This window comes from Streptomyces macrosporus, assembly GCF_039533145.1.
GTDB lineage: Bacteria > Actinomycetota > Actinomycetes > Streptomycetales > Streptomycetaceae > Streptomyces > Streptomyces macrosporus.
Genome location: NZ_BAAASZ010000012.1, coordinates 1 through 22360 on the forward strand (window position 1 = coordinate 1; position 22360 = coordinate 22360).

At 73.8% G+C, this 22360-nt stretch carries 18 protein-coding genes; 13 read left to right on the forward strand and 5 right to left on the reverse strand.

What is annotated here, in order from left to right:
• Together ABD335_RS07100 and ABD335_RS07105 are read left to right on the forward strand one after the other, a co-directional pair.
• The coding region (locus ABD335_RS07100; protein ID WP_344321241.1) for a (2Fe-2S)-binding protein at positions 1-1048 on the forward strand (1048 nt) is incomplete at its 5' end.
• The gene (locus ABD335_RS07105; RefSeq protein WP_344321242.1) at positions 1045-3378 is read left to right on the forward strand and encodes a xanthine dehydrogenase family protein molybdopterin-binding subunit; all 2334 of its coding nucleotides are present in this window, start codon (positions 1045-1047) and stop codon (positions 3376-3378) included. The genes ABD335_RS07100 and ABD335_RS07105, both read left to right, overlap by 4 nt.
• 47 nt (positions 3379-3425) lie before the next feature.
• On the opposite strand, the gene ABD335_RS07110 is transcribed toward ABD335_RS07105, so the two are convergent.
• Positions 3426-4685: a PP2C family protein-serine/threonine phosphatase gene (locus ABD335_RS07110; protein WP_344321243.1), complete on the reverse strand. Its 1260-nt coding sequence runs from the start codon at positions 4683-4685 to the stop codon at positions 3426-3428.
• 339 nt (positions 4686-5024) lie between these two features.
• Between ABD335_RS07110 and ABD335_RS07115 the strand changes: the two genes are divergently transcribed.
• From ABD335_RS07115 to ABD335_RS07145, 7 genes are all read left to right on the forward strand, one after another.
• Positions 5025-6536 (forward strand): MFS transporter, encoded by a 1512-nt coding sequence (locus ABD335_RS07115; protein ID WP_344321244.1) that lies wholly within the window; start codon positions 5025-5027, stop codon positions 6534-6536.
• A gap of 28 nt (positions 6537-6564) precedes the next feature.
• Positions 6565-6747, forward strand: a complete 183-nt coding sequence (locus ABD335_RS07120) for a hypothetical protein (RefSeq protein WP_344321245.1) — start codon at positions 6565-6567, stop codon at positions 6745-6747.
• 103 nt (positions 6748-6850) lie between these two features.
• Entirely contained in the window at positions 6851-8641 is a 1791-nt protein-coding gene (locus tag ABD335_RS07125) for a DEAD/DEAH box helicase (protein WP_344321246.1), read from the forward strand.
• 375 nt (positions 8642-9016) lie between these two features.
• The gene (locus ABD335_RS07130) at positions 9017-9661 is read left to right on the forward strand and encodes an IclR family transcriptional regulator (RefSeq protein ID WP_344321247.1); all 645 of its coding nucleotides are present in this window, start codon (positions 9017-9019) and stop codon (positions 9659-9661) included.
• Between the two features lie 84 nt (positions 9662-9745).
• Entirely contained in the window at positions 9746-10537 is a 792-nt protein-coding gene (locus ABD335_RS07135; RefSeq protein WP_344321248.1) for a S16 family serine protease, read from the forward strand.
• A 241-nt stretch (positions 10538-10778) separates the two neighbouring features.
• Positions 10779-11969, forward strand: coding sequence for a S8 family peptidase (locus ABD335_RS07140; protein ID WP_344321249.1), 1191 nt, complete (start codon positions 10779-10781; stop codon positions 11967-11969).
• A 167-nt stretch (positions 11970-12136) separates the two neighbouring features.
• Positions 12137-12682: an RDD family protein gene (locus ABD335_RS07145; protein WP_344321250.1), complete on the forward strand. Its 546-nt coding sequence runs from the start codon at positions 12137-12139 to the stop codon at positions 12680-12682.
• 120 nt (positions 12683-12802) lie between these two features.
• Here ABD335_RS07145 and hppD read toward each other — a convergent pair whose 3' ends face one another.
• Positions 12803-13948, reverse strand: coding sequence for a 4-hydroxyphenylpyruvate dioxygenase (gene hppD / locus ABD335_RS07150; RefSeq protein ID WP_344321251.1), 1146 nt, complete (start codon positions 13946-13948; stop codon positions 12803-12805).
• A 121-nt stretch (positions 13949-14069) separates the two neighbouring features.
• Between hppD and ABD335_RS07155 the strand changes: the two genes are divergently transcribed.
• Both ABD335_RS07155 and ABD335_RS07160 read left to right on the forward strand, forming a co-directional pair.
• Positions 14070-14543, forward strand: coding sequence for an Lrp/AsnC family transcriptional regulator (locus ABD335_RS07155; RefSeq protein WP_344321252.1), 474 nt, complete (start codon positions 14070-14072; stop codon positions 14541-14543).
• A 251-nt stretch (positions 14544-14794) separates the two neighbouring features.
• Complete coding sequence (locus tag ABD335_RS07160; RefSeq protein WP_344321253.1) at positions 14795-16402, forward strand: RDD family protein; 1608 nt, start codon at positions 14795-14797, stop codon at positions 16400-16402.
• A 276-nt stretch (positions 16403-16678) separates the two neighbouring features.
• Here ABD335_RS07160 and ABD335_RS07165 read toward each other — a convergent pair whose 3' ends face one another.
• The gene (locus ABD335_RS07165; RefSeq protein WP_344321254.1) at positions 16679-16954 is read right to left on the reverse strand and encodes a hypothetical protein; all 276 of its coding nucleotides are present in this window, start codon (positions 16952-16954) and stop codon (positions 16679-16681) included.
• Positions 16955-17300: 346 nt separating this feature from the next.
• Between ABD335_RS07165 and ABD335_RS07170 the strand changes: the two genes are divergently transcribed.
• Positions 17301-19682 (forward strand): immune inhibitor A domain-containing protein, encoded by a 2382-nt coding sequence (locus tag ABD335_RS07170; RefSeq protein ID WP_344321255.1) that lies wholly within the window; start codon positions 17301-17303, stop codon positions 19680-19682.
• Between the two features lie 136 nt (positions 19683-19818).
• On the forward strand, positions 19819-20133 hold the full coding sequence (locus ABD335_RS07175) for a hypothetical protein (RefSeq protein WP_344321343.1): 315 nt from the start codon (positions 19819-19821) through the stop codon (positions 20131-20133).
• Positions 20134-20208: 75 nt separating this feature from the next.
• Here ABD335_RS07175 and ABD335_RS07180 read toward each other — a convergent pair whose 3' ends face one another.
• Both ABD335_RS07180 and ABD335_RS07185 read right to left on the reverse strand, forming a co-directional pair.
• Positions 20209-20802: an isochorismatase family protein gene (locus ABD335_RS07180; RefSeq protein ID WP_344321256.1), complete on the reverse strand. Its 594-nt coding sequence runs from the start codon at positions 20800-20802 to the stop codon at positions 20209-20211.
• 216 nt (positions 20803-21018) lie between these two features.
• A complete protein-coding gene (locus tag ABD335_RS07185) occupies positions 21019-22347 on the reverse strand; it encodes a nicotinate phosphoribosyltransferase (RefSeq protein WP_344321257.1) in 1329 nt (442 codons plus the stop codon).
• Between the last annotated feature and the right edge of the window lie 13 nt (positions 22348-22360).

A 22360-nucleotide genomic window follows, 5' to 3' on the forward strand; every position in this document is an offset into this window, starting at 1 on the left:
GGACTGGAGCGCGTCGCCCGCGCCGGGCGCGACCGGCCAGTGGTCGATCCCGTTCGCGGCGGCGGGCAGCCCGGACGACTCCGGCGAGTACCTGGCCCCCGCGGCCGGGGCGGCACCCGAGCCGCCCGCCGCGCGGCGGCCGGCCGACCCGGCGGGGCCCGGACAGGAGCCCGCCGCGGACGGCGCCGGGACCCCGCCGGAGGACGCGGCACGGGAGCCGGGGGCGCCGGACGCCCCGGAGGCCCCCGTTCCCGAGGCCCCCGCCGAGGACGTCCCCGCCCGGGACACCGTCCAGGACGTCCCCGTCCAGGACACCGCCGTCCAGGACCCCGCCCAGGACCCCGCCGCCCGGGCCGGGGAGACCGGTACGGGCGTCGAGGACGGGTCCGTCCCCGTGGCGTCCGCGGTCGACAGCGAGCACCCGCACGTCTCGTACGTCCTGCGCGTCAACGGGGTCGACCGGCCCGTGGTCGACGCCTGGCTCGGCGAGTCGCTGCTCTACGTGCTGCGCGAGCGCCTCGGCCTGGCCGGGGCGAAGGACGGCTGCTCGCAGGGGGAGTGCGGCGCCTGCTCCGTCCAGGTCGACGGACGGCTCGTCGCCTCCTGCCTGGTGCCCGCCGCGACCACCGCCGGGTCCGAGATCCGCACCGTCGAGGGGCTGGCCGAGAACGGCACGCCCTGCGACGTGCAGCGGGCGCTGGCCGCCTGCGGCGCCGTGCAGTGCGGCTTCTGCGTTCCGGGCATGGCGATGACCCTCCACGACCTGCTCGAAGGCAACCACAACCCGACGGAGTTGGAGGCCCGTCAGGCCATCAGCGGCAACCTCTGCCGCTGCTCCGGCTACCGGGGCGTGCTCGACGCCGTGCGCATGGTCGTCGCCGAGCGGGAGGCCGCGGCCGCCGCGCTCGCCGAGGCCCGGGAGGCGGAGGAGGCCCGGACCCACGGGGCGGGGGACGGCGGCCCCCGGGCCCGCATCCCCCATCAAGGCGGCCACGGAGGACAGCCGCCCCACGACCACCACCTGCCGCAGGACGGAGGCGCGCAGTGACCAGCGACGCGGCGACCGCCACCCCGGCCGGGGGAGTCCCCCTCACCGGCGCCGCCACGGGGCCGGCGAACGCGGCCGAGCCCCGGCACGGGCTGGGCTCCTCGCTCCAACCCGCCGACGCGCTCGCCAAGACCCAGGGCACCTTCCCGTACGCCGCCGACCTGTGGGCCGAGGGACTGCTGTGGGCCGCCGTCCTGCGCTCCCCGCACCCGCACGCGCGCATCCTCTCCATCGACACCTCGCAGGCCGTCGCGATGCCCGGGGTGCGCGTCGTCGTCACCCACGAGGACGTGCCCGGCCAGGCCACCCACGGCCGCCGCGTCGCCGACCGGCCCGCCTTCGCCCGCGACGTCGTGCGCCACCACGGCGAGCCCATCGCCGCCGTCGCCGCCGACCACCCCGACACCGCGCGGCTGGCCGCCGCCGCCATCGCGGTCGAGTACGAGGTGCTGGAGCCGGTCACCGACCCGGAGAAGGCGTTCGAGACCGAGCCCATCCACCCCGACGGCAACGTGATCCGGCACATCCCCCTGCGGTACGGCGACGAGAGCGCCGTCGGCGAGGTGATCGTCGAGGGCCTGTACCGCATCGGCCGCCAGGACCCGGCCCCCATCGGCGCCGAGGCCGGGCTCGCCGTGCCCCGCACCGACGGCGGGGTGGAGATCTACACCGCCTCCACCGACCCGCACACCGACCGCGACCTGGCCGCCGCCTGCCTGGGCCTCCGTCCCGAGCAGGTCAAGGTCGTCGTCACCGGCGTCCCCGGCGCCACGGCGGACCGCGAGGACCTGAGCGTCCAACTCGCCCTCGGGCTGCTGGCGATGCGGACCGGCTGCCCGGTCAAGCTCGCCGCCAACCGCGAGGAGTCCTTCCTCGGCCACGCCCACCGCCACCCCACCCTGCTGCGCTACCGGCACCACGCCGACGCCGAGGGCCGCCTGGTGAAGGTCGAGGCGCAGATCCTGCTGGACGCCGGCGCCTACGCCGACGACTCCGCCGACGCGTTGGCCGCCGCCGTCGCCTTCGCCGCCGGCCCCTACGTCGTGCCGCACGCGGTCGTCGACGGCTGGGCCGTCCGCACCAACAACCCCCCGTCGGGCCACCTGCGCGGCGAGGGCGCGATGCAGGTGTGCGCCGCCTACGAGGGCCAGATGGACAAGCTCGCGGCCAAGCTGGGCATGGACCCGGTCGAGCTGCGGATGCGCAACGTCATGGCGACCGGCGACCTGCTGCCCACCGGACAGACCGTCACCTGTCCGGCGCCCGTGGCCGAGTTGCTGACCGCCGTGCGGGACGCGCCGCTGCCGCCGCTGCCCAAGGACAGCCCCGAGGAGGAGTGGCTGCTGCCGGGCGGCCCCGAGGGCGCGGGCGAGCCGGGCGCCGTGCGCCGCGGCGTCGGCTACGCGCTCGGCATGGTCCACATGCTGGGGGCGGAGGGCGCCGACGAGGTCTCCACGGCCACGGTGAAGGTCAACGGCCCCGTGGCGACGGTGATGTGCGCGGCCGTGGAGACCGGCCAGGGCTTCTCCACCCTCGCCCGGCAGATCGTGCAGGAGGTGCTGGGCGTCGAGGAGGTCCACGTCGTCCCCGTGGACACCGACCAGCCCCCGGCCGGGCCCGGCGCGCGCGGACGGCACACCTGGGTCTCGGGCGGCGCGGTGGAACGGGCCGCGAAGATGGTGCGCACCCAGCTCCTCCAACCGCTGGCCGCGAAGTTCGGGATGTCCACCGAGCTGCTGACCATCGCCGACGGCAAGATCACCTCCTACGACGGCGTGCTCAGCACCACCGTCGCCGAGGCGCTGGAGGGCAAGGAGCTGTGGGCCACCGCCCAGTGCCGCCCGCACCCCACCGAGCCGCTGGACGACACCGGTCAGGGCGACGCCTTCGTCGGTCTGGCCTTCGCCGCGATCCGGGCCGTGGTGGACGTGGACGTGGAGCTGGGCGCGATCCGGGTGGTGGAGATGGCCGTCGCCCAGGACGTCGGCCGCGTCCTCAACCCCCAGCAGGTGCGCGCCCGGATCGAGGCGGGCGTCACCCAGGGCGTGGGCGCGGCGCTCACCGAACACCTGCGGGTGTCCAAGGGCGTCGTGCGCCACCCCGACCTGACGGCCTATCCGCTGCCGACGGCGCTGGACGCCCCGGACGTGAGGATCGTCGAGCTGGTCGAGGAGCGCGACGTGGTCGCCCCGTTCGGGGCGAAGTCGGTGAGCGCGGTCCCGGTGGTGGTCTCCCCGGCGGCGGTGGCGGCGGCGGTGCGCGCGGCCACGGGACGTCCGGTCAACCGGCTGCCGATCCGCCCGCAGGCCGCGGTGATGACGCGCCCGTAGCCGGGCGGCCGTCCGCCCGACCGCCGTGGCACGGCGGTCCGGCGGGCTCAGCGCCGGCGGGAGGGGAGCGCGGCGGGGGACGCCTGGGCGAGGCTGGCGCCGGTGTCGGCGTCCAGCCGCATGGACCTGGGCCCGTACCAGTCCAGGCACATCACCGTCGCGTCGTCCCTGAGGTCGCCGTCGTGGGCGTCCAGCACCGCCGTGGTCAGGACCTGGGCCGCCTCCCGCGGGTGCAGCCCCTGGGTGCCCGCGATCAGGGCGGGCAGGTCGGCCGACCCGGAGTAGTGGTCCAACATGCCGTCGGTGAGGATGACGAGCCGGTCGCCCGGCCGGAGGCCCAGTCTCTGGATCCGGTAGCCGTGCGGGAAGCGGACCCCGAAGGGCAGGTCGACGGCGAGCCGGATCTCCCGCACCTCGCCGTCCCGCAGCAGCAGGGGCCAGGGGTGGCCGGCGTTGACGAGTTCGATCCGGCCGTCCTGCAGCCCGACGCGCAGCAGCAGCCCGGTCGCCAGCGCGCCGCCGCTGTGGTCGAGCATCGCCCGGTGGGCGCGGCGGGCCTGCTCCGCCAGCTCGCAGCGCGCGCGCCGGGCGCCCCTCAGGGCGCCGATCAGCACGGAGGCGATCAGGGCGGCCTGCACGTCGTGGCCCATGGCGTCGGTGACGGACAGGTGGAGGGTCTCGCGCTCCAGGGCGTAGTCGAAGGTGTCGCCGCCGACCTTGCCCGCCGGTTCCAGGGCGCCGGCCACCGCGAACTGCGCGGCCTCGCAGCTCAGCGCCGAGGGGAGCAGGTTGTGCTGGATCTCGGCGGCCAGGCTCATCGGGGCGGTCCGGCGGCCCCACTGGTACAGGTCGGTGAAGCGCCGGTTGGCGATGACGATGTAGGCCAGGGTGTGGGCGGCCCGGCTGATCTCCCGCAGCGTCCTGGGATCGGGACCACCCGGCACCCGCACCTCCAGCAGGCCGATGGAGTCGCCCCGGTTGGTGACCGGCGCGATCACCCGCTGCCCGCCGTCCCCGTCGACGGAGTCCGCCAGCCGGAGCCGCTGGGTGCGGAGCACGTCGCCGTAGACGGTGCCGGCCAGGTCGACGCGCTCCGCCCTCTCGGTGCTGCCGATCTCACCCGCCGTGCTCAGCCGTACCACGGCGTGCCCCGTCATGTCGGTGATCAGGAACGACACCGAGGTGGCGCCGAAGCGCCGCCTGAGTTCACGTGCGACCACGTCCACGGACTCCACCGGTGACGCGGCCTCCGCCGCCGCCAGGATGCCCGTGTGCGTGCGCCGCTCGGTGCCGTACTCGACTGCCATCACCAACTCCCGTCGTCGGAACCGGGTTTCTCTCCGCCGTGCCCCCTCACACCCGCATCGGCTTCCCACCCTCCGTATGCCCCGGCTTCCCGTTTCAGTGCCGGGCGGAGCGCCGTGGAGGCGAATGTCCCCGTGATGGAGCCGGTTCCCGGTCCCGACGGACCGGGCGCGCGGGCGTGTTCGGGGTGGCTCGGACGCGTGCGGAATCCGGGAGGGCGGACCGGGCGCTGGGGGTTCCGTCCGCTGTGGGCGGCGGCCGTGGCACTAGGACCGACGACCGAGCCGATCACCGTCCCGCGACAGGTGCCGGTGTCGGTGACGGGCCTTACGCTGAGCCGCATGACCGCACTCGACGACGACCTCGGCGGCACCCCGGGCAGAGTCGCCCCCGCCGCCCCCGACCTCCCGCCGGCTCCCCCCGCACCGGCACCGCCGGTGGAGCCGGAGACCGGGGGCGGGGTGCTCGGCCGCGCCTACCGCGCGCTGACCCTGGGCATCGTCACCGTCGTCCTCCTGATCGCCTTCGAGGCGACGGCCGTCGGCACGGCCATGCCCGTCGCCGCCGACCGGCTCGACGGGGTGGCGCTGTACGCGTTCGCCTTCTCCGCGTACTTCACCACCAGCCTGCTGGGCATGGTCGCCTCCGGCCAGTGGTGCGACCGCAAGGGGCCGCTGCCGCCGCTCGCCGCCGGGATCGGGGCCTTCGCGGTGGGGCTGCTGCTGTCGGGCACGGCGACGGCCATGTGGGTGTTCGTCCTGGGGCGCGCGGTGCAGGGCATCGGCGGCGGGCTGGTGATCGTCGCGCTGTACGTCACCGTCAGCCGTGCCTACCCCGCCCACCTCCAGCCCACGGTGATGGCCGCCTTCGCCGCCTCCTGGGTGATCCCCTCCGTCGTGGGGCCGCTCATCTCCGGGACGGTCACCGAGCAGTTCGGCTGGCGCTGGGTGTTCCTCGGCATCCCCGCCCTGGTGATCCTGCCGGTCGCGGTCATGTTCCCGGCGCTGCGGCGCGCGGCCTCCGGCCCGCCGCCCGGCGAGGTGCGGCCCGTGGACCGGCGGCGGATGAAGCTGGCGGTGGCGGTGGCGCTGGGCGCCGGACTCCTCCAGTACGCCGGGCAGGACCTGCGCTGGCTCTCGTTCGTCCCCGCGGTGCTCGGCACCGCCCTGATGGTCCCGGCCGCGCTGGGGCTGCTGCCGCGCGGCACGTTCCGCGCGGCGCGCGGACTGCCGACGGTGGTGCTGATGCGCGGCATCGCGGCCGGCTCGTTCATCGTCGCCGAGAGCTTCGTCCCGCTGATGCTCGTCACCCAGCGCGGGCTGTCGGTGACGCTGGCCGGGCTCTCGCTCGCGGCGGGCGGCGCGACCTGGGCGCTGGGCTCCTTCGTCCAGTCCCGTCCGGGGATGGAGCCGCACCGCGAGCGGCTGGTGCGGCTGGGCATGGTGGTGGTGACCGCCGGGATCGCGGCCACCCCGCTGGTGCTGCTGGAGGCCGTTCCGGTGTGGGTCGCGACCGTCGCCCAGGCGGCGGGGTGCTTCGGCATGGGCGTGGTGATCTCCTCCACGAGCGTGCTGCTGATGAAGCTGTCGAAGCCGGAGGAGGCGGGCGTCAACTCCGCCGCCCTCCAGCTCAGCGACGGCCTGTCCAACATCGTGCTGCTCGCCGCCTGCGGCGCGGTCTTCGCCGCCCTGGGCGGCGGCTCGGTCAGCGTCGGCCACGGGGCGGGGGAGGCCGCGGCCTCCACCTCCCACCCGGTGGCGTTCCTGGCCGTCTACCTTCCGGCGGCGGCGGTCGCCCTGGTGGGCGCCCTGGTGGCGGGGCGGCTGCGCGCGGAGGAGCCGGCCGGGAAGTAGCCCGGTACCGCTCTCGGACCGTCCTCCGGTGGACGGCGACGAGCGCCCGGCCCGGATGCGCACCGCCGTCTTCCCCGACCCGAACGGGGTGGACACGGCGGCCGTCGATCAGGACCGGGCGCACGACTTCGTGATCGACGTCGCGGCGGGCAAGCCGCAGGAAGTGCCGCTCGTCGCGGCGGCCCCGCGGGCGCTGCACGCCGGCGTGTGACCTCCGTCGCACCCCGTCCCGCCCTCCGGGCGTCCCCGAAGGGCGGCGAGGCGGTCCCGATAGGCTGACGCGGTCCCATCGCCGACCCAGCACGACGGAGACCGTGTCCACCACCACCACGTCCCACCACCTCTCGCCGGCCTTTCCCGGTCGCGCCCCCTGGGGCACGGCCAACAAGCTGCGCGCCTGGCAGCAGGCCGCGATGGACCTCTACCTGGAGAAGCAGCCGCGGGACTTCCTCGCCGTGGCGACCCCGGGCGCGGGAAAGACGACCTTCGCGCTGACCCTCGCCTCCTGGCTGCTGCACCACCACGTCGTCCAGCAGGTGACCGTCGTCGCGCCGACCGAGCACCTGAAGAAGCAGTGGGCCGAGGCCGCGGCGAGAGTGGGCATCAGACTGGACCCGGAGTACAGCGCGGGCCCGCTCGGCCGCGAGTACCACGGGGTCGCGGTGACCTACGCGGGCGTGGGCGTGCGCCCGATGCTGCACCGCAACCGCTGCGAGCAGCGCAAGACGCTGGTCATCCTGGACGAGATCCACCACGCCGGCGACACCAGGTCCTGGGGCGAGGCGTGCTTCGAGGCGTTCGAGCCGGCCACCCGCCGGCTGGCCCTGACCGGCACCCCGTTCCGTTCCGACAGCAACCCGATCCCGTTCGTCACCTACGCCGAGGACGCCGAGGGCGTCCGCCGCTCGGTGGCGGACTACACCTACGGCTACGGCAAGGCACTGGCCGACGGCGTCGTGCGGCCGGTGATCTTCCTCTCCTACAGCGGCAACATGCGCTGGCGCAGCAAGGCCGGCGACGAGCTGGAGGCCAGGCTCGGCGAGCCGATGACCAAGGACGCCATCTCCCAGGCGTGGCGCACCGCGCTCGACCCGCGCGGCGACTGGATGCCCAGCGTGCTGCGCGCGGCCGACACCCGGCTGACGGAGGTCCGCAAGTCGATCCCGGACGCGGGCGGGCTGGTGATCGCCAGCGACCAGGACTCGGCGCGGGCCTACGCCAAACTGCTCCGCGAGATCACCGGCACCAAGCCGACCGTCGTGCTCTCCGACGACACCGGCGCCTCCAAGCGGATCGAGGAGTTCAGCGCGTCCGACGACCGCTGGATGGTGGCCGTGCGCATGGTGTCGGAGGGCGTGGACGTGCCGCGCCTGGCGGTCGGGGTGTACGCCACGACCATCTCCACGCCGCTGTTCTTCGCCCAGGCCGTCGGCCGCTTCGTCCGCTCCCGGCGGCGCGGCGAGACCGCGTCCGTCTTCCTGCCCACCATCCCCATGCTGCTGGGCTTCGCCCACGAGATGGAGGTCGAGCGCGACCACGTCCTGGACAAGCCCAAGAAGGGCGGGGAGGACGAGGACCCGTACGCGGAGGAGGCCGACCTCCTCAAGGAGGCCGAGCAGCAGAAGGACGAGAACACCGGCGACCAGGACCAGCTGCCCTTCGAGGCGCTGGAGTCCGACGCGGTCTTCGACCGGGTGATGTACGACGGCGCCGAGTTCGGCATGCAGGCCCACCCCGGCAGCCAGGAGGAGCAGGACTACCTGGGGATCCCCGGGCTGCTGGAGCCCGACCAGGTGCAACTGCTGCTCCAGAAGCGGCAGGCGCGGCAGATCGCGCACAGCCGCCGCAAGCCGGACAACGAGGCCGACCTGCTGGAGACGCCCGCCGAGAAGCGTCCGGTGGTCACCCACAAGGAGATGCTGGAGATGCGCCGGCAGCTCAACTCGCTCGTCGGCGCGTACGCCCACCAGAGCGGCAAGCCGCACGGCGTGATCCACACCGAGCTGCGCCGGGTCTGCGGCGGGCCGCCCACGGCACAGGCCACGGCGGGCCAGTTGCAGCAGCGGATCGCCAAGGTGCGGGAGTGGGCGACGCGGATGCGGTGACGTCCGCTCCGTCCCGGCACAGGGGTCTCTACCGGTTGGTAGGGGCCCCTGCGCGTACGTACCGGTGTGTCCACATGTCGAGCCGTCTCCTGCGAACGACCCGGACCGGCGTGACCTGCTGCTGTACGCAATGCGGATAAACCAGTGCACCGATGCCCGGATTCTGGACGGACTCTTTCGAAGGGGTGTTGACGGTCGCTAAGTTTCCCGACACGCACACGCCCCGTGGCAGCTCTGCCCCGGAGCGCAGCCGGTGCGACCCGCCAGACCAACCGGCGGCTTTCCGGGAACGACCAGGCACTCGTGTCCGCCGACGGGACCGGCGAGGCACACCCCGGAGCGGAGCCGTCGGCACACACCCGAGGAGGGGGCGTCGTGACCGCGGAGACTTCTCAGACGCTCGACAGAGGGCTGCGCGTCCTCAAACTGCTCGCCGACACCGACCACGGCCTGACCGTCACCGAACTGTCCAACAAACTCGGGGTCAACCGCACGGTCGTCTACCGACTGCTCGCCACCCTGGAGCAGCACTCCCTGGTGCGCAGGGACCTGGGTGGCCGTGCCCGCGTCGGACTGGGCGTGCTGAGGCTGGGGCGGCAGGTGCACCCCCTCGTGCGGGAGGCGGCCCTGCCCGCGCTGCGGGCGCTCGCCGAGGACGTCGGCGCCACCGCGCACCTGACCCTGGTGGACGGCAACGAGGCCCTGGCCGTCGCCGTCGTCGAGCCGAGCTGGACCGACTACCACGTCGCCTACCGCACCGGATTCCGCCACCCCCTCGACAAGGGGGCCGCCGGCCGCGCGATCCTCGCCGGCCGCCATCCCGAGCGGGACCTGACCGACGGCTACGTCCTCACCCACGGCGAGCTGGAGGCGGGCGCCTGCGGCGCCGCCGCCCCGCTGCTCGGCGTGAACGGCATCGAGGGCAGCGTCGGCGTGGTGATGCTCTCGGAGTCGGTGCCCCAGAAGGTGGGTCCGCGCGTGGTCCAGGCGGCGCGGGAGGTCGCCGACTTCCTGCGGTGACCGTCCGCGCGCGGGTCGGGCGCGCGCCGGCGGGCCGGACGCCCACCGCCGCGCCCGCCGCCGCGGTGAACTAGATTCACTCCCATGCCGGCTCTCACTCCTCGCACACGGACTCTCGCGGTCTGCGGGACGCTCGTCACCGCGCTGCTCGCGGTCGCCTCCCTCGCCCCGCTGCCGTTCTCGGTCGCCCAGCCCGGTGACACCGCGAACGTCCTGGGCGAGTACAAGGGCAGGCCGGTCATCACCGTCTCCGAGGGCGGCGACCCCAAGGGGGAGGACCGTGCCTCGGAGGGCGAGCTGCTGGCGACCACGATCGCGGCGACCACGCCGGAGACGACCGTGCGCCTGGGCGACGTGCTGGACGGTTGGTTCGACACCGACCGCGCGGTGATGCCGCGCGAGGCGGTCTACCCGGTCGGCGACGACCCCGAGGAGATCGAGGAGCACACCACCGCCCAGATGGAGGAGTCGCAGGAGGCGGCCGTCGCCGCCGCGCTGCGCGAACTGGGCCTGTCCGAGGACGAGGTGGAGGTGGACCTGCGCCTGTCGGACATCGGCGGCCCCAGCGCCGGGCTGCTCTTCGCCCTGGGCATCGTCGACAAGGTCGACGGCGACGACCTCACCGGCGGCCGGACGATCGCCGGCACCGGCACCATCGACGCGAACGGGAAGGTCGGCCCGGTCGGCGGCGTCCCGCTGAAGACCCAGGCGGCCCGGCGCGACGGCGCCACCGTCTTCCTGGTGCCCGAGGCCGAGTGCGAGGCGGCCCGCGCCGAACTCCCCGACGGCCTGCGCCTGATCCCCGTCACCACCCTGGACGGCGCCCTCGACGCGCTCGAGGCGCTGCGGGAGGGCGGACGCGTACCGAGCTGCTAGCCGCCGTCCGCCGTCCGCCGACCGGCCCCGCGTCCGCGCCGTGGGCGTGGCCGTGCGCGTCCGCGCGCCCGGCGCACGATGGGGCGCCGGGGTGACGGTGTGCGGAGCCGGTGTGGAGATCCCCGCGGCGATCTTGTTTTGTAACCGCCGGTAACCCATTCTCCTCGCGGCGGGATGTGGAATCCGTCCCGCCGGTTTGCCGTCCGCGCAGACGCTTCCCGGCCGCGAGGAGGATCACGCAGTGAAGACAGTGGCGAGAACATCCCGATGCCGTACGGCAGTCGGGCTGACGGCGGCGGTGGTCACCGCCGCACTCGGCCTCGGCACCCCGGCATCGGCGGGCGCCGCGCAGCCGTCCCCGAAGGAGAGCGGATACGTCGTCATACTCGAGGGCGAGGCGGGCGCCCTGACACCGAAGACCGCCCGGGAACGGAGCGGCACCCTGGCCGAGCGCTACGGAGCCGCGCTCGGCCGCACCTTCACCAGCGCGCTCCGCGGATTCTCGGCCCGGATGACCCCGGCCGAGGCCGAGCGCCTGGCGAAGGACCCCTCCGTCGCCACCGTGGCACCGGACCGGAGGATCACGATCGCGGCCACCCAGCCCGACCCGCCCTCCTGGGGCCTGGACCGCGTCGACCAGCCCGACCTGCCGCTCGACCACTCCTACACCCACCCGGACCCCGCCGGTGAGGGCGTGACCGTGTACGTCGTCGACACCGGGGTCCGTGTCACCCACGAGGACTTCGGCGGACGCGCCCGGTACGGCTACGACGCCGTCGACGGCGACACGATCGCCTCCGACGGCCACGGACACGGCACCCACGTGGCCGCCACCGTCGCCGGGGCCTCCCACGGCGTCGCCAAGGACGCCGACATCGTCGCCGTCCGCGTCCTGGACGACACCGGCGCCGGCACGACCTCCCAGGTCGTCGCGGGCATCGAGTGGGTGACGGAGCACGCGCGCAAGCCGGCGGTGGTGAACATGAGCCTCGGCGGCCTGATCGACCCCGCGATCGACGAGGCGGTGCGCAACTCCATCGCCTCCGGCATCACCTACGCCGTCGCGGCGGGCAACTCCGGCGCACCCGTGCTCCTCCACTCGCCGGCGCGCGTCACCGAGGCCATCACCGTCGGCGCGACCGAGAGCGACGACTCGATGGCCTCGTACTCCAACTTCGGCCTCGGCGTGGACCTCCTGGCCCCCGGCTCCTCCATCACCTCGGCCTGGCACACCGGCGACTCGGCGACCAACACCCTCTCCGGAACGTCGATGGCCACCCCCCACGTGGCCGGAGCCGCCGCCGTCTACCTCGACGGGCACCCGACGGCCGCCCCGGCCCAGGTGTCGGAGGCCCTGAAGGCGGCCGCCGTCCGCAACCGGATCAGCGGCAACCTCCTCTCGCCCGACCTGCTGCTCCAGGTCGCCGACTGACCCCGAGCCCGGCCGCCCGCGACCCGGGCGGCCGGGCGCCCCGGGCACCGCGAGACCGGCCGGGGAAGCGCGCGGAAAAGGGACGAACGGGACGCGGAGTCAACGGACGGGGAACGGAGGGGAAAGCCGTTTGGCGGTCCGGGCGGACGCTGCTTGGATTACGCCCCATGAGTTACCCGCCGCCTCCGCCGCCCGACATGCCCCCGCCCGTGCCCATCGGCCACCCCGCGCCCCCGCCCTACGCGTACGCGTATGCGCCGCCCCCGCTGCCGGGGCCGCCTCCGGAGCTGGTCGCCCCCCTGGGCAAGCGGTTCCTGGCCAAGCTGGTGGACACGCTCCTCGTGGCGGCCCTCGCGATCGCCGTCATCGTCCCGATCGGGACGTACCTGGACACCGAACCCGAGGGAGCGCCTCTGGCGCTGGCGGTCGTCGGCATGGTCCTCACGATCCTGTTCGCGCTCTTCTTCTACGACCCGCTCCTCACCGCCACCGGCGGCACCGTCGGGAAGCGGCTGTTCGGGCTGAAGGTGGTGCGTCTGGAGACCGGCGGGCCGGTGGGCTTCGGCGCCGCGCTGGGCCGGCACCTGCTGGCGTGGCTCGTCAACAACATGCTCTGCGTCCCGCTCGCCTACCTGTGGGCCACCTGGGACAAGCCCCACAGCCAGGGGCTCCACGACAAGATCGTGCGCACCGTGGTGATCCGCACCCGGTGATCCGGGCCGCCCGCGTCCGGCGGCCCGGCGACGGCGCGGGACGCGCCGGAAACGGGCCGTGGCCCCGCCGTCAGGGAGGCGGGGCCACGGAGCGGGGGCGGGCTTTTCGGGGGAGCCGGCTCAGAGGTTGCCGCGCTTGGCCTGCTCGCGCTCGATCGCCTCGAACAGGGCCTTGAAGTTGCCCTTGCCGAAGCCCATGGAGCCATGACGCTCGATCATCTCGAAGAACACCGTGGGACGGTCCTGCACGGGCTTGGTGAAGATCTGCAGCAGGTAGCCGTCCTCGTCCCGGTCGGCGAGGATCTTCAGCTCGCGCAGCTCCTCGATCGGCACCCGGGTCTCGCCGACCCACTCGCCGAGGGTGTCGTAGTAGGAGTCGGGGGTGTCCAGGAACTCCACGCCGGCGGCGCGCATGGCCCGCACCGTGGCGACGATGTCGTTGGTGGCCAGCGCGATGTGCTGCACGCCCGGGCCGCCGTAGAACTCCAGGTACTCGTCGATCTGCGACTTCTTCTTGCCGACGGCCGGCTCGTTGAGCGGGAACTTCACCTTCCGCTTGCCGTCGGCGACGACCTTCGACATCAGCGCGGAGTACTCGGTGGCGATGTCGTCGCCGACGAACTCCTTCATGTTGGTGAAGCCCATGACCTTGTTGTAGAAGGCCACCCACTCGTCCATCTTCCCGAGCTCGACGTTGCCCACGCAGTGGTCGATGCCCTGGAAGAAACGGCGGGCCGGGGGCTCGACGATCGGGTCGGCGGCGACGTAGCCGGGCAGGTAGGGGCCGTCGTAGCCGGAGCGCTCCACCAGGGTGTGGCGGGTCTCGCCGTAGGTGGCGATGGCGGCGAGCACGACCGTGCCGTGCTCGTCCTTCAGCTCGTACGGCTCCTCCAGGCCGGTGGCGCCGTGCTCGACGGCGTAGGCGTACGCGGCCCGGGCGTCCGGCACCTCGATGGCGAGGTCGATCACGCCGTCGCCGTGCGCGGCGACGTGGTCGGCGAGCCACCGGCCGCGGTCGGTGGTGGGCTTGATGACCGACGTGAGGACGAAGCGGGCGGAGCCCGACTCCAGGACGTAATCGGCGGTTTCCCGGTTGCCGTTCTCGGGGCCGGAGTAGGCCACGAGCCGCATGCCGAAGGCCGTGGAGTAGTAGTGCGCGGCCTGCTTGGCGTTGCCCACGGCGAAGACGACCGCGTCCATCCCCTTCACCGGGAAGGGATCGGCCTGCCGGGCGGTGCTGGGGGTGTGGTGGATGGTCTCAGTCATGGCGGCAGATTCCCGCCGAACCACAAGATGCGCAATAGTTCCCGTAATTGCTGGGCAGTCTGTACAGTGCTGGCTCCGTTACGCCGGGCGATCTGTACAGGATGACCACCGGGAGGCAGGGATGGGCATCGACGAGCTGGACGGCCGGCTGCTGGAGCTGCTCGCCGCCGAGCCCCGCATCGGCGTGCTGGAGGCGTCCCGCCGCCTCGGCGTGGCCCGCGGCACCGTGCAGGCGCGGCTGGACCGGCTCCGGAGCAAGGGGGTGATCCGCGGCTTCGGCCCCGACGTGGACCCGGCGGCCATCGGCTACCCGGTCACCGCCTTCGCCACGCTGGAGATCAGACAGGGACAGGGCAACGACGTGCGGGCGCACCTGGCCTCCGTCCCCGAGGTGCTGGAACTGCACACCATCACCGGCCGCGGCGACATGCTCTGCCGCCTGGTGGCGCGCTCCAACGCCGACCTCCAGCGGGTGATCGACAAGGTGGTGGGGTTCGAGGGCATCGTGCGGGCCGCGACGGCCATCGTCATGGAGAACCCGGTCCCGCTGCGGATCGTCCCGCTGGTGCGCCAGGCGGCCCGGGACGTCGACTGACCCCTCCCGCGGCTCCGCGCCGGAGGCGCGTGGGCCGTGCGCGCGCCCCCGCGCGCCCTCATCCGCCCCTCACGCCCCTGGGCGGCGGCGGGACGGGCCCGCTGTCGCTGGATGGAGGGGCGGGCACCCGATGCTCGGGGCGAGGAGTCCGCCGTCTCTGGTAGATAGTGGACTCAGCCTCACCCGACCGTGTCGGCGGACGGGATGCGGCACACGCCAAGCAACGGCCGAGCAGATACGGGACCGGACACATGAGCGCCCCTCCGTCAGCATCCGCCCACGGCACCCCGGGCCCGGGCTACTACCCGGACCCGTCCATCCCGGGGTACATCCGCTACTGGAACGGCGCCGCGTGGGTCCCCGGCACCAGTCGGCCCGCGCCCCCCGAGGGCGAGCCGATGCCCGCCGCCCCTCCCGGGGTGGCGGTTCCGCCGCCGGCGACGCCGTCCGGACCGTCCGCGTCGGCACCGTCGGCACCATCGGCGTCGTCGTCATCGGAGCCGTCCGCCCCCGCCTCGTCGCCGCCCGCGCGGGAGGAGACGGCGCGCGAGGAGACGGGCCCGGTCTTCCTGGACGAGGAGGACGGCCCGGGGGACGACCGGGCCCCGGCCGCCCCCTCGACGCCGTCCCCGGGCACCGCGCTTCCCGAGGTGCGCGGACGCGGCGAGGTGGACGTCCGTCCCGGTGAACGGGTGACCACCTGGGACGACCCGTCCCGGCTGCACGGCAACCGCCCCGAGCCCGCGTCCGCCTGGCAGGCCGACGCCTCCCGGCAGTCCGGCTTCGACGGCGAGCGGGGCGACCGCGTCTCCTGGGGCACGCCCCCCGCGGACGCCACCCCGGCGCTGGGCGCGGGCCGCGCCCCGCACGCGCTGGAGCCGGGCTCCGACCCGCGCGGCGGCTGGCGGCGCGTGGACACCGCCCCGGCGGGCGGCGCCTCTCCGCGCCCGGAGGGCGGCGAGAGCGCCCCGCCCCGTGCGGAGGGCACCATGAGGATGCGGCCCGTACGGCCGGAGGGCACCGCCGCACCGGCTCCCGCCGTCCCCGCCGCGCCCGCCGCCGGACCCGCGCCCGCCGCACCGGCTCCCGCCGTCCCCGCGGCCCCCGCCGCGCCCGCTCCCGGGCCCGAACAGCCCTCGTGGACGCGGCAGGTGCAGGAACTGGCCCAGCGCGCCCCCGCCCCCGCGCCGGCCCCCGCCGGACCCGCGCCCGTTCCCGCCGCCCCCACGGCTCCCGCCGCGTCCGCTCCGGCCGTACCGGCCGCCGTGCCGGCGCAGCAGTCCCCGGCCGCGGTGCCGGGCGACCCCGAGCGGGTGGTGCCCTGGAAGCCGCCCACCGTCGACCCCTTCCTCCAGGCCGCCCAGCGTCAGGCCCGTCCCGCCGGGCTCGGACGGCGGCTGGCGGCCCGGCTCGTCGACGGCATCGTCACCGCGGCGGTGACCGGCGCGGTGGCCTTCCCGTTCGTCGGCCCGAGCGTCGAGCACATCCGGGAGCGGATCGAGGAGGTCGAACAGGCGGGCGTGACGCGCCAGGTCTGGCTGGTCGACGGCACCACCGGGGTCTACCTGGCGATCGTGCTCGCCGCCTTCCTCGTCTTCGGCCTCCTCTACGAGGTGCTGCCCACCGCCCGCTGGGGGCGCACGCTCGGCAAGAGGCTGTTCGGCCTCACGGTGCTCGCCATCGAGGAGCAGGACACCCCCTCGTTCGGTGCCGCGCTGCGCCGCTGGCTGGTGTACGGCCCGCTGTCGCTGCTGGGGATCGGCGTGGTGAACGCCTTCTGGTGCGTCGTCGACAAGCCGTGGCGGCAGTGCTGGCACGACAAGGCGGCCCGCACGTTCGTGGCGCGCGGCTCGGAGTAGCGGGCTCCGGGCCGCGGGCCGTCGCCCGAACGACACGCGCCGGATGCGCGGCGCGCGGTGGCACGGTGCACTCGGGCCATGAGGACGCCGAGGGCACCGAAGACGCCGAGGACGCCGAGGACACAGCACCCGCGTCGCGTCCTCCGCGGTGGTCGGGGAACCGGGAGCGGCCGGACGGGCCGCCGCGGACGAGGCCGCGGGCCCGTCCGCGGCCGTGTCCGATCCCGTGCCGGCCCCCGTTTCCCACGGGGGCCGTGTGCGGGGGAGTGGGGGGAGTCAGCGGCGCAACGAAGGCTGCGGAACCCGCTGTTCGTCCTCGACGCGGGCCGCGCCGCGCCGGTCCGGCGTTCCGTCGGACACCGGACGGGGCCGGTGCGCCGCGCGCCCGGCGGGCGCCGTGACCGCGACGATCAGCCCGAGCGCGAGTGCCACGCTCGCGACGACCACGACCTCGACTCCCGAACGCGCCTGCGTCACGAGCAACATGACGAGGGCCGAGAGGATGACGGTGGCCGAACCGTAGGCAAGCTGTGCTGGATTCGGACGCGGCATGACGGGATCCGTCCTCGGGTATCGGGAGTTGGCGTCACACGACGGCGGTCGCGGTCCGTCGAACGACTCTACGGTGCCGAATGCCCGTGCGGCGTACGGGGTAAGCGTGACCCGACCCACGGTCGACGCCACGCCGATGCACAAGGGGCGCACGGAGTCACGCCGTGGTTGCGGCCCCCGGCGTCCACCGTTTCCACGTGTCCGGAATCCGCAACTGGATGGCCGGACACCGTACTTGTGTGGCGTGTTCAAATCAAGGTCTGTTTTTTCGGCCGCCACTCGGGTCCAATGCCTCCACACGTGTGCACACACGTGGCATGGCCATGCATGGGGAGGGCAATACCTAGTGAAGAGCCAACGGAGGACCATCAGATCCGCCGCACTGGCCACGACGGTCGCCATGATCGGGGCGACCTTTCTGACCGCCGGCACCGCCTACGCCAGCGAGGGCACCGCGCCCGACGGCCGCGACCCGGCCGCCGCGAACCTCAGTGACCACGCCAAGGGCAAGGGTCACAAGGACGGCAAGGGCGGCCACGGCGAGCACGTGGCCCACGATCTGCCCGGCCCTCTCACCGAGAAGCAGCGCGCCCAGCGCCTCGCGGCCCTCGAGCGCCTGGCTTCGGGCGAGAAGCCCGTGACCAAGAACGGCTCCAAGGTCCTGAAGCTCGACGACGAGAAGTACGTCGAGATGGAGCAGACCAAGACCGACAAGATCTTCACGATCCTGCTCGAGTTCGGCGACAAGGTCGACCCGCGGTACGGCGGCACGCCCGGCCCGCTGCACAACCAGATAGCCGAGCCCGACCGGAAGAACGACAACTCCACCTACTGGGAGGAGGACTTCGACCGCGAGCACTTCGAGGAGATCTACTTCGGCGAGGGCGAGAACTCGCTGAAGACCTACTACGAGACCCAGTCCTCCGGGCGGTACTCCGTGGACGGCATGGTCTCCGACTGGGTCAAGGTCGAGTACAACGAGGCCCGTTACGGCACCAACGCCTGTGGCGACAACGTCTGCAGCACCGTCTGGGACGCCGTCCGCGACGGTGTGAACCAGTGGGTCGAGGACCAGAAGGCCGCCGGCCGCACCAACGAGGAGATCAAGGCCCAGCTGGCCGAGTACGACCAGTGGGACCGTTACGACTTCGACGGCGACGGCGACTTCAACGAGGCCGACGGCTACATCGACCACTTCCAGTTCGTCCACGCCGGCGAGGACGAGTCGGCCGGCGGCGGCGCGCAGGGCGAGGACGCCATCTGGGCCCACCGCTGGTACGCCTACGGCACCGACTACGGCAACACCGGGCCGGAGTTCAACAAGGCCGGCGGCACCGAGATCGGCGACACCGGCATCTGGGTCGGCGACTACACCGTGCAGCCCGAGAACGGCGGCCTGGGCGTCTTCGCCCACGAGTACGGCCACGACCTCGGCCTGCCGGACCTGTACGACACCGCCGGCGGCGAGAACTCCACCGCCTACTGGACCCTGATGTCCTCCGGCTCCTGGCTGAGCAAGGGCAAGACCGCCATCGGCGACTCGGCGGGCGAGATGACCGCCTGGGACAAGCTGTCGCTGGGCTGGCTGGACTACGAGACGGCCAAGGCCGCCACCAAGTCCACCCACAAGCTGGGCGCTGCGGCGAAGCAGGGCAAGAACCCGCAGGCGCTGATCGTCGAGCTGCCCGAGAAGGAGGTCACGACCGAGGTCGTGGAGCCCGCCGCGGGCAGCCGGCAGTGGTGGAGCGGCAGCGGTGACGACCTGCGCAACTCCCTCACCCGTACCGTCGACCTGACCGGTGCCTCCACCGCGTCGCTCGACCTCAAGGGCTGGTGGGAGATCGAGGCCGGTTACGACTACCTCTACACCCAGGTCTCCACCGACGGCGGCGCCACCTGGACCGCCCTGGACGGCACGCGGAACGGCGAGCCGATCGGGCGCGACGCCAGCGGCACCCCGGCGCTGGACGGCGAGTCCGGCGGCTGGGTGGACCTGTCCTACGCGCTGGACGCGTACGCGGGCAAGGAGATCCAGCTCCGCTTCCACTACCGCACCGACGGCGGCGTGGCCGAGAAGGGCTTCGCGGCCGACGAGATCACCGTCACCGCCGACGGGGAGGCGATCCTCACCGACGGTGCCGAGGGCGACGACAACGGTTGGACCGCGGACGGCTTCTCCCGCATCGGCGGCTCGTTCACCAGCTCCTACCCGCAGTTCTACATCGCCGAGAACCGGCAGTACGTCTCCTACGACGAGACCCTGAAGGTCGGCCCGTACAACTTCGGCTGGTCGAACAGCCGGCCGGACTGGACCGAGCGCTACGCGTACCAGACCGGACTGCTGGTCTGGCTGTGGGACACCTCGCAGCTGGACAACAACACCAGCGCCCACCCGGGCGAGGGCCTGATCCTGCCGGTCGACGCCCACCCGAAGGCCGAGAAGTGGTCGGACGGCACGCTGATGCGCAACCGCATCCAGTCCTACGACTCCACCTTCAGCTGGTGGCCGACGAAGGGGATGACCCTGCACAAGAACGGCGAGCCCGCCAAGGTGAGCTGGAAGCTGGGCAACCCGGTCTTCGACGACCGCAAGGGTGACTACTGGGACGAGTCCAACCCGACCGGCAGCGTGAAGGTGCCCGACACCAACACGCGCATCACGATCGTGAACCAGCCGCTCGACGGCAGGACGCTCACCGTTCAGGTCGGCCCCTCCACCAAGAAGTGATCTCGCGTTTGCGCAGGTCACCGCGGTAATGCGGAAAGCGATCGGCCGTCGCCCCTGGCGGGCGGCGGCCGATCGTGTTCAGAATGCGCCTGCGAGACCCTTTGCTGACGTGTTGTATAACGGGGGAGTGGTGAGCATGGCGGGTGGCGGCTGGGTCCGGCTGCCGGACGGCAGCGTGGTGGTGGCGCTCTCGCTGCCCAGACCGGGGGCGGCGGGCCAGCGCATCCGCTTTCTGGTGCACTCCGCCAACCGCGCCCGCGCCCTGACCCGGCTGCGGAACCTGGGCCTGCGCGCGGTCTACCTGCGCGGCAACACCGAGCCGCCCACCCCCGACGAGATCAGCGCGGTGCTCCACCACCCCGACGGCCTCGTCTGGCGCTCGGCGACACCCTGCGAGACGGACTTCTGGAGGCCCGTGGCCGCCCTCCTCCGCAGCCCCGCCGCCGGATAGCCGGATCGTTTCCGCGCGGGTCCATCCGTCCGCCGGCCGCCCGAGGAGCCCCTCGGGGCGGGCCCCGGGCCCGTCTCAGGCCCCCCGGACCACCGGCGCGCCGACCAGCTCCACGCCCGCCTCGCGCAGCTCCTGGAGCGCCTTCTCGGTCGTCTCCGCCGCGACGCCGGCCGTCAGGCCGAGCAGCACGCGGGTGCGGAAGCCCTCGCGGGCCGCGTCCAGGGCGGTCGCGCGGACGCAGTGGTCGGTGGCGATGCCCACCACGTCCACCTCCGCGACCTCGTGGGCGCGCAGCCACCGGTCCAGCGGGACGCCGTTCTCGTCCGCGCCCTCGAAGCCGCTGTAGGCCGCCGCGTACGCGCCCTTGTCGAAGACCGCGTCGATCGCGCCGGAGGCGACGGCGGGGGCGAAGTTGGGGTGGAAGCCCACGCCCTCGGTCCCGGCCACGCAGTGCGGGGGCCAGGAGTGGTGGAAGTCGGGGCGGTCGGAGAAGTGGTCGCCGGGGGCGACGTGGTGGTCACGGGTCGCCACCACGTGGCGGTACCCGGCGGTCGTCTGCCCGATCAGGTCGGTGATGGCCGCGGCCACGTCGGCACCGCCCGCCACCGCGAGGCTGCCGCCCTCACAGAAGTCGTTCTGGACGTCTACGACGATCAGGGCCCGGTGCATGGTGCACGCCTTTCGGCTGGAGTGGGTGGGTTGAGTGGGTCCGCCGGAGCCGGCGGGGAGACCGGAGGGACCGGGGACGGGTGGGGACGTGTCCGACCTTAGACACTCGGCGTCCGCCGCGGGAGTGCGTGGGGGCCGCGGGCGCGCGGAGGGACCGGCGCCCGCCTCCCGCGCGGGCCGCACGCCCCCACCGCGCCCGGACGCGCCCGGCCGCGCTCAGACGTACTCGGTCGGCAGGACCGGCTCGCCGCGCGAGAGCTGCGTCGCCGACAGCGGCAGCCCGTCACGGGCCCGCACGTGCCGCTCCCGGGCCACGTCCAGCCGCTCCCGGGCCACGACCTCGCCGCCGCGGACGAGGTCCACCATCAGCAGCCGGTCCTTCAGCTCCTCGGGGACCTCCCCGGTGCCGACGACCTCCGCCTCCGCCACGCCGTGCTCGTCCAGCCGCCGCGCGGCCCACTTCACGCCCGCGACCGACATCTTCCCGCCCATGGACTTCTTCGCCACCGGACGCAGCGGCGCCTCGGGATCGTCGGAGTCCGCGCGGGCCACCAGCTTGTAGACCATCGACGCGGTCGGGTGCCCGCTGCCGGTGACGAGCTGGGTGCCCACCCCGTAGGCGTCCACCGGGGCGGCGGCGAGGGAGGCGATGGCGTACTCGTCCAGGTCGCTGGTCACGATGATCTTCGTGTCCCGCGCCCCCAGCTCGTCGAGCTGCTGCCGCACCCGGTGGGCGAGCAGCAGCAGGTCGCCGGAGTCGATGCGGACGGCGCCCAGGTTCGGACCGGCCACCTCCACGGCGGTGCGCACGGCCTCGGCCACGTCGTAGGTGTCCACCAGGAGCGTGGTGCCGCTCCCCATGGACTTCACCTGCGCGACGAAGGCGTCCCGCTCGGTGTCGTGGAGCAGCGTGAAGGCGTGGGCGCTGGTGCCGACGGTGGGGATGTTGTAGCGGTACCCGGCCGCCAGGTCGGAGGTGGAGGAGAAGCCGCCGACGTACGCCGCCCGCGCCGCGGCCACCGCCGCCAGCTCGTGGGTGCGCCGGGCGCCCATCTCCAGCAGCGGACGCCCCTGCGCGGCGACGGCCATCCGGGACGCGGCGGCGGCGACCGCCGAGTCGTGGTTGAGGATCGACAGGATCACGGTCTCCAGCAGCACGCACTCGGCGAAGGTGCCCGTGACGCGCATGATGGGCGAACCGGGGAAGTAGACCTCGCCCTCGGGGTAGCCCTGGATGTCGCCGCGGAAGCGGTGGTCGGCCAGCCAGGCGAGGGTGGGTTCGTCGACGACGCCCCGCTCGCGCAGGAAGTCGATCATCTCCGGCTCGAAGCGGAAGTTCTCCACCGCGTCCAGCACCCGTCCGATGCCCGCCACCACGCCGTAGCGGCGGCCCTCGGGCAGCCGGCGGGTGAAGACCTCGAAGACGGAGCGCCGACCGGCCGTCCCGCCGCGCAACGCGGCCTGCACCATGGTCAGTTCGTAGTGGTCGGTGAAGAGCGCAGTCGACGGCACGGCGACCGGCAGGCCCAGGTCTGCTGTGTTCATACGACGGATGCTA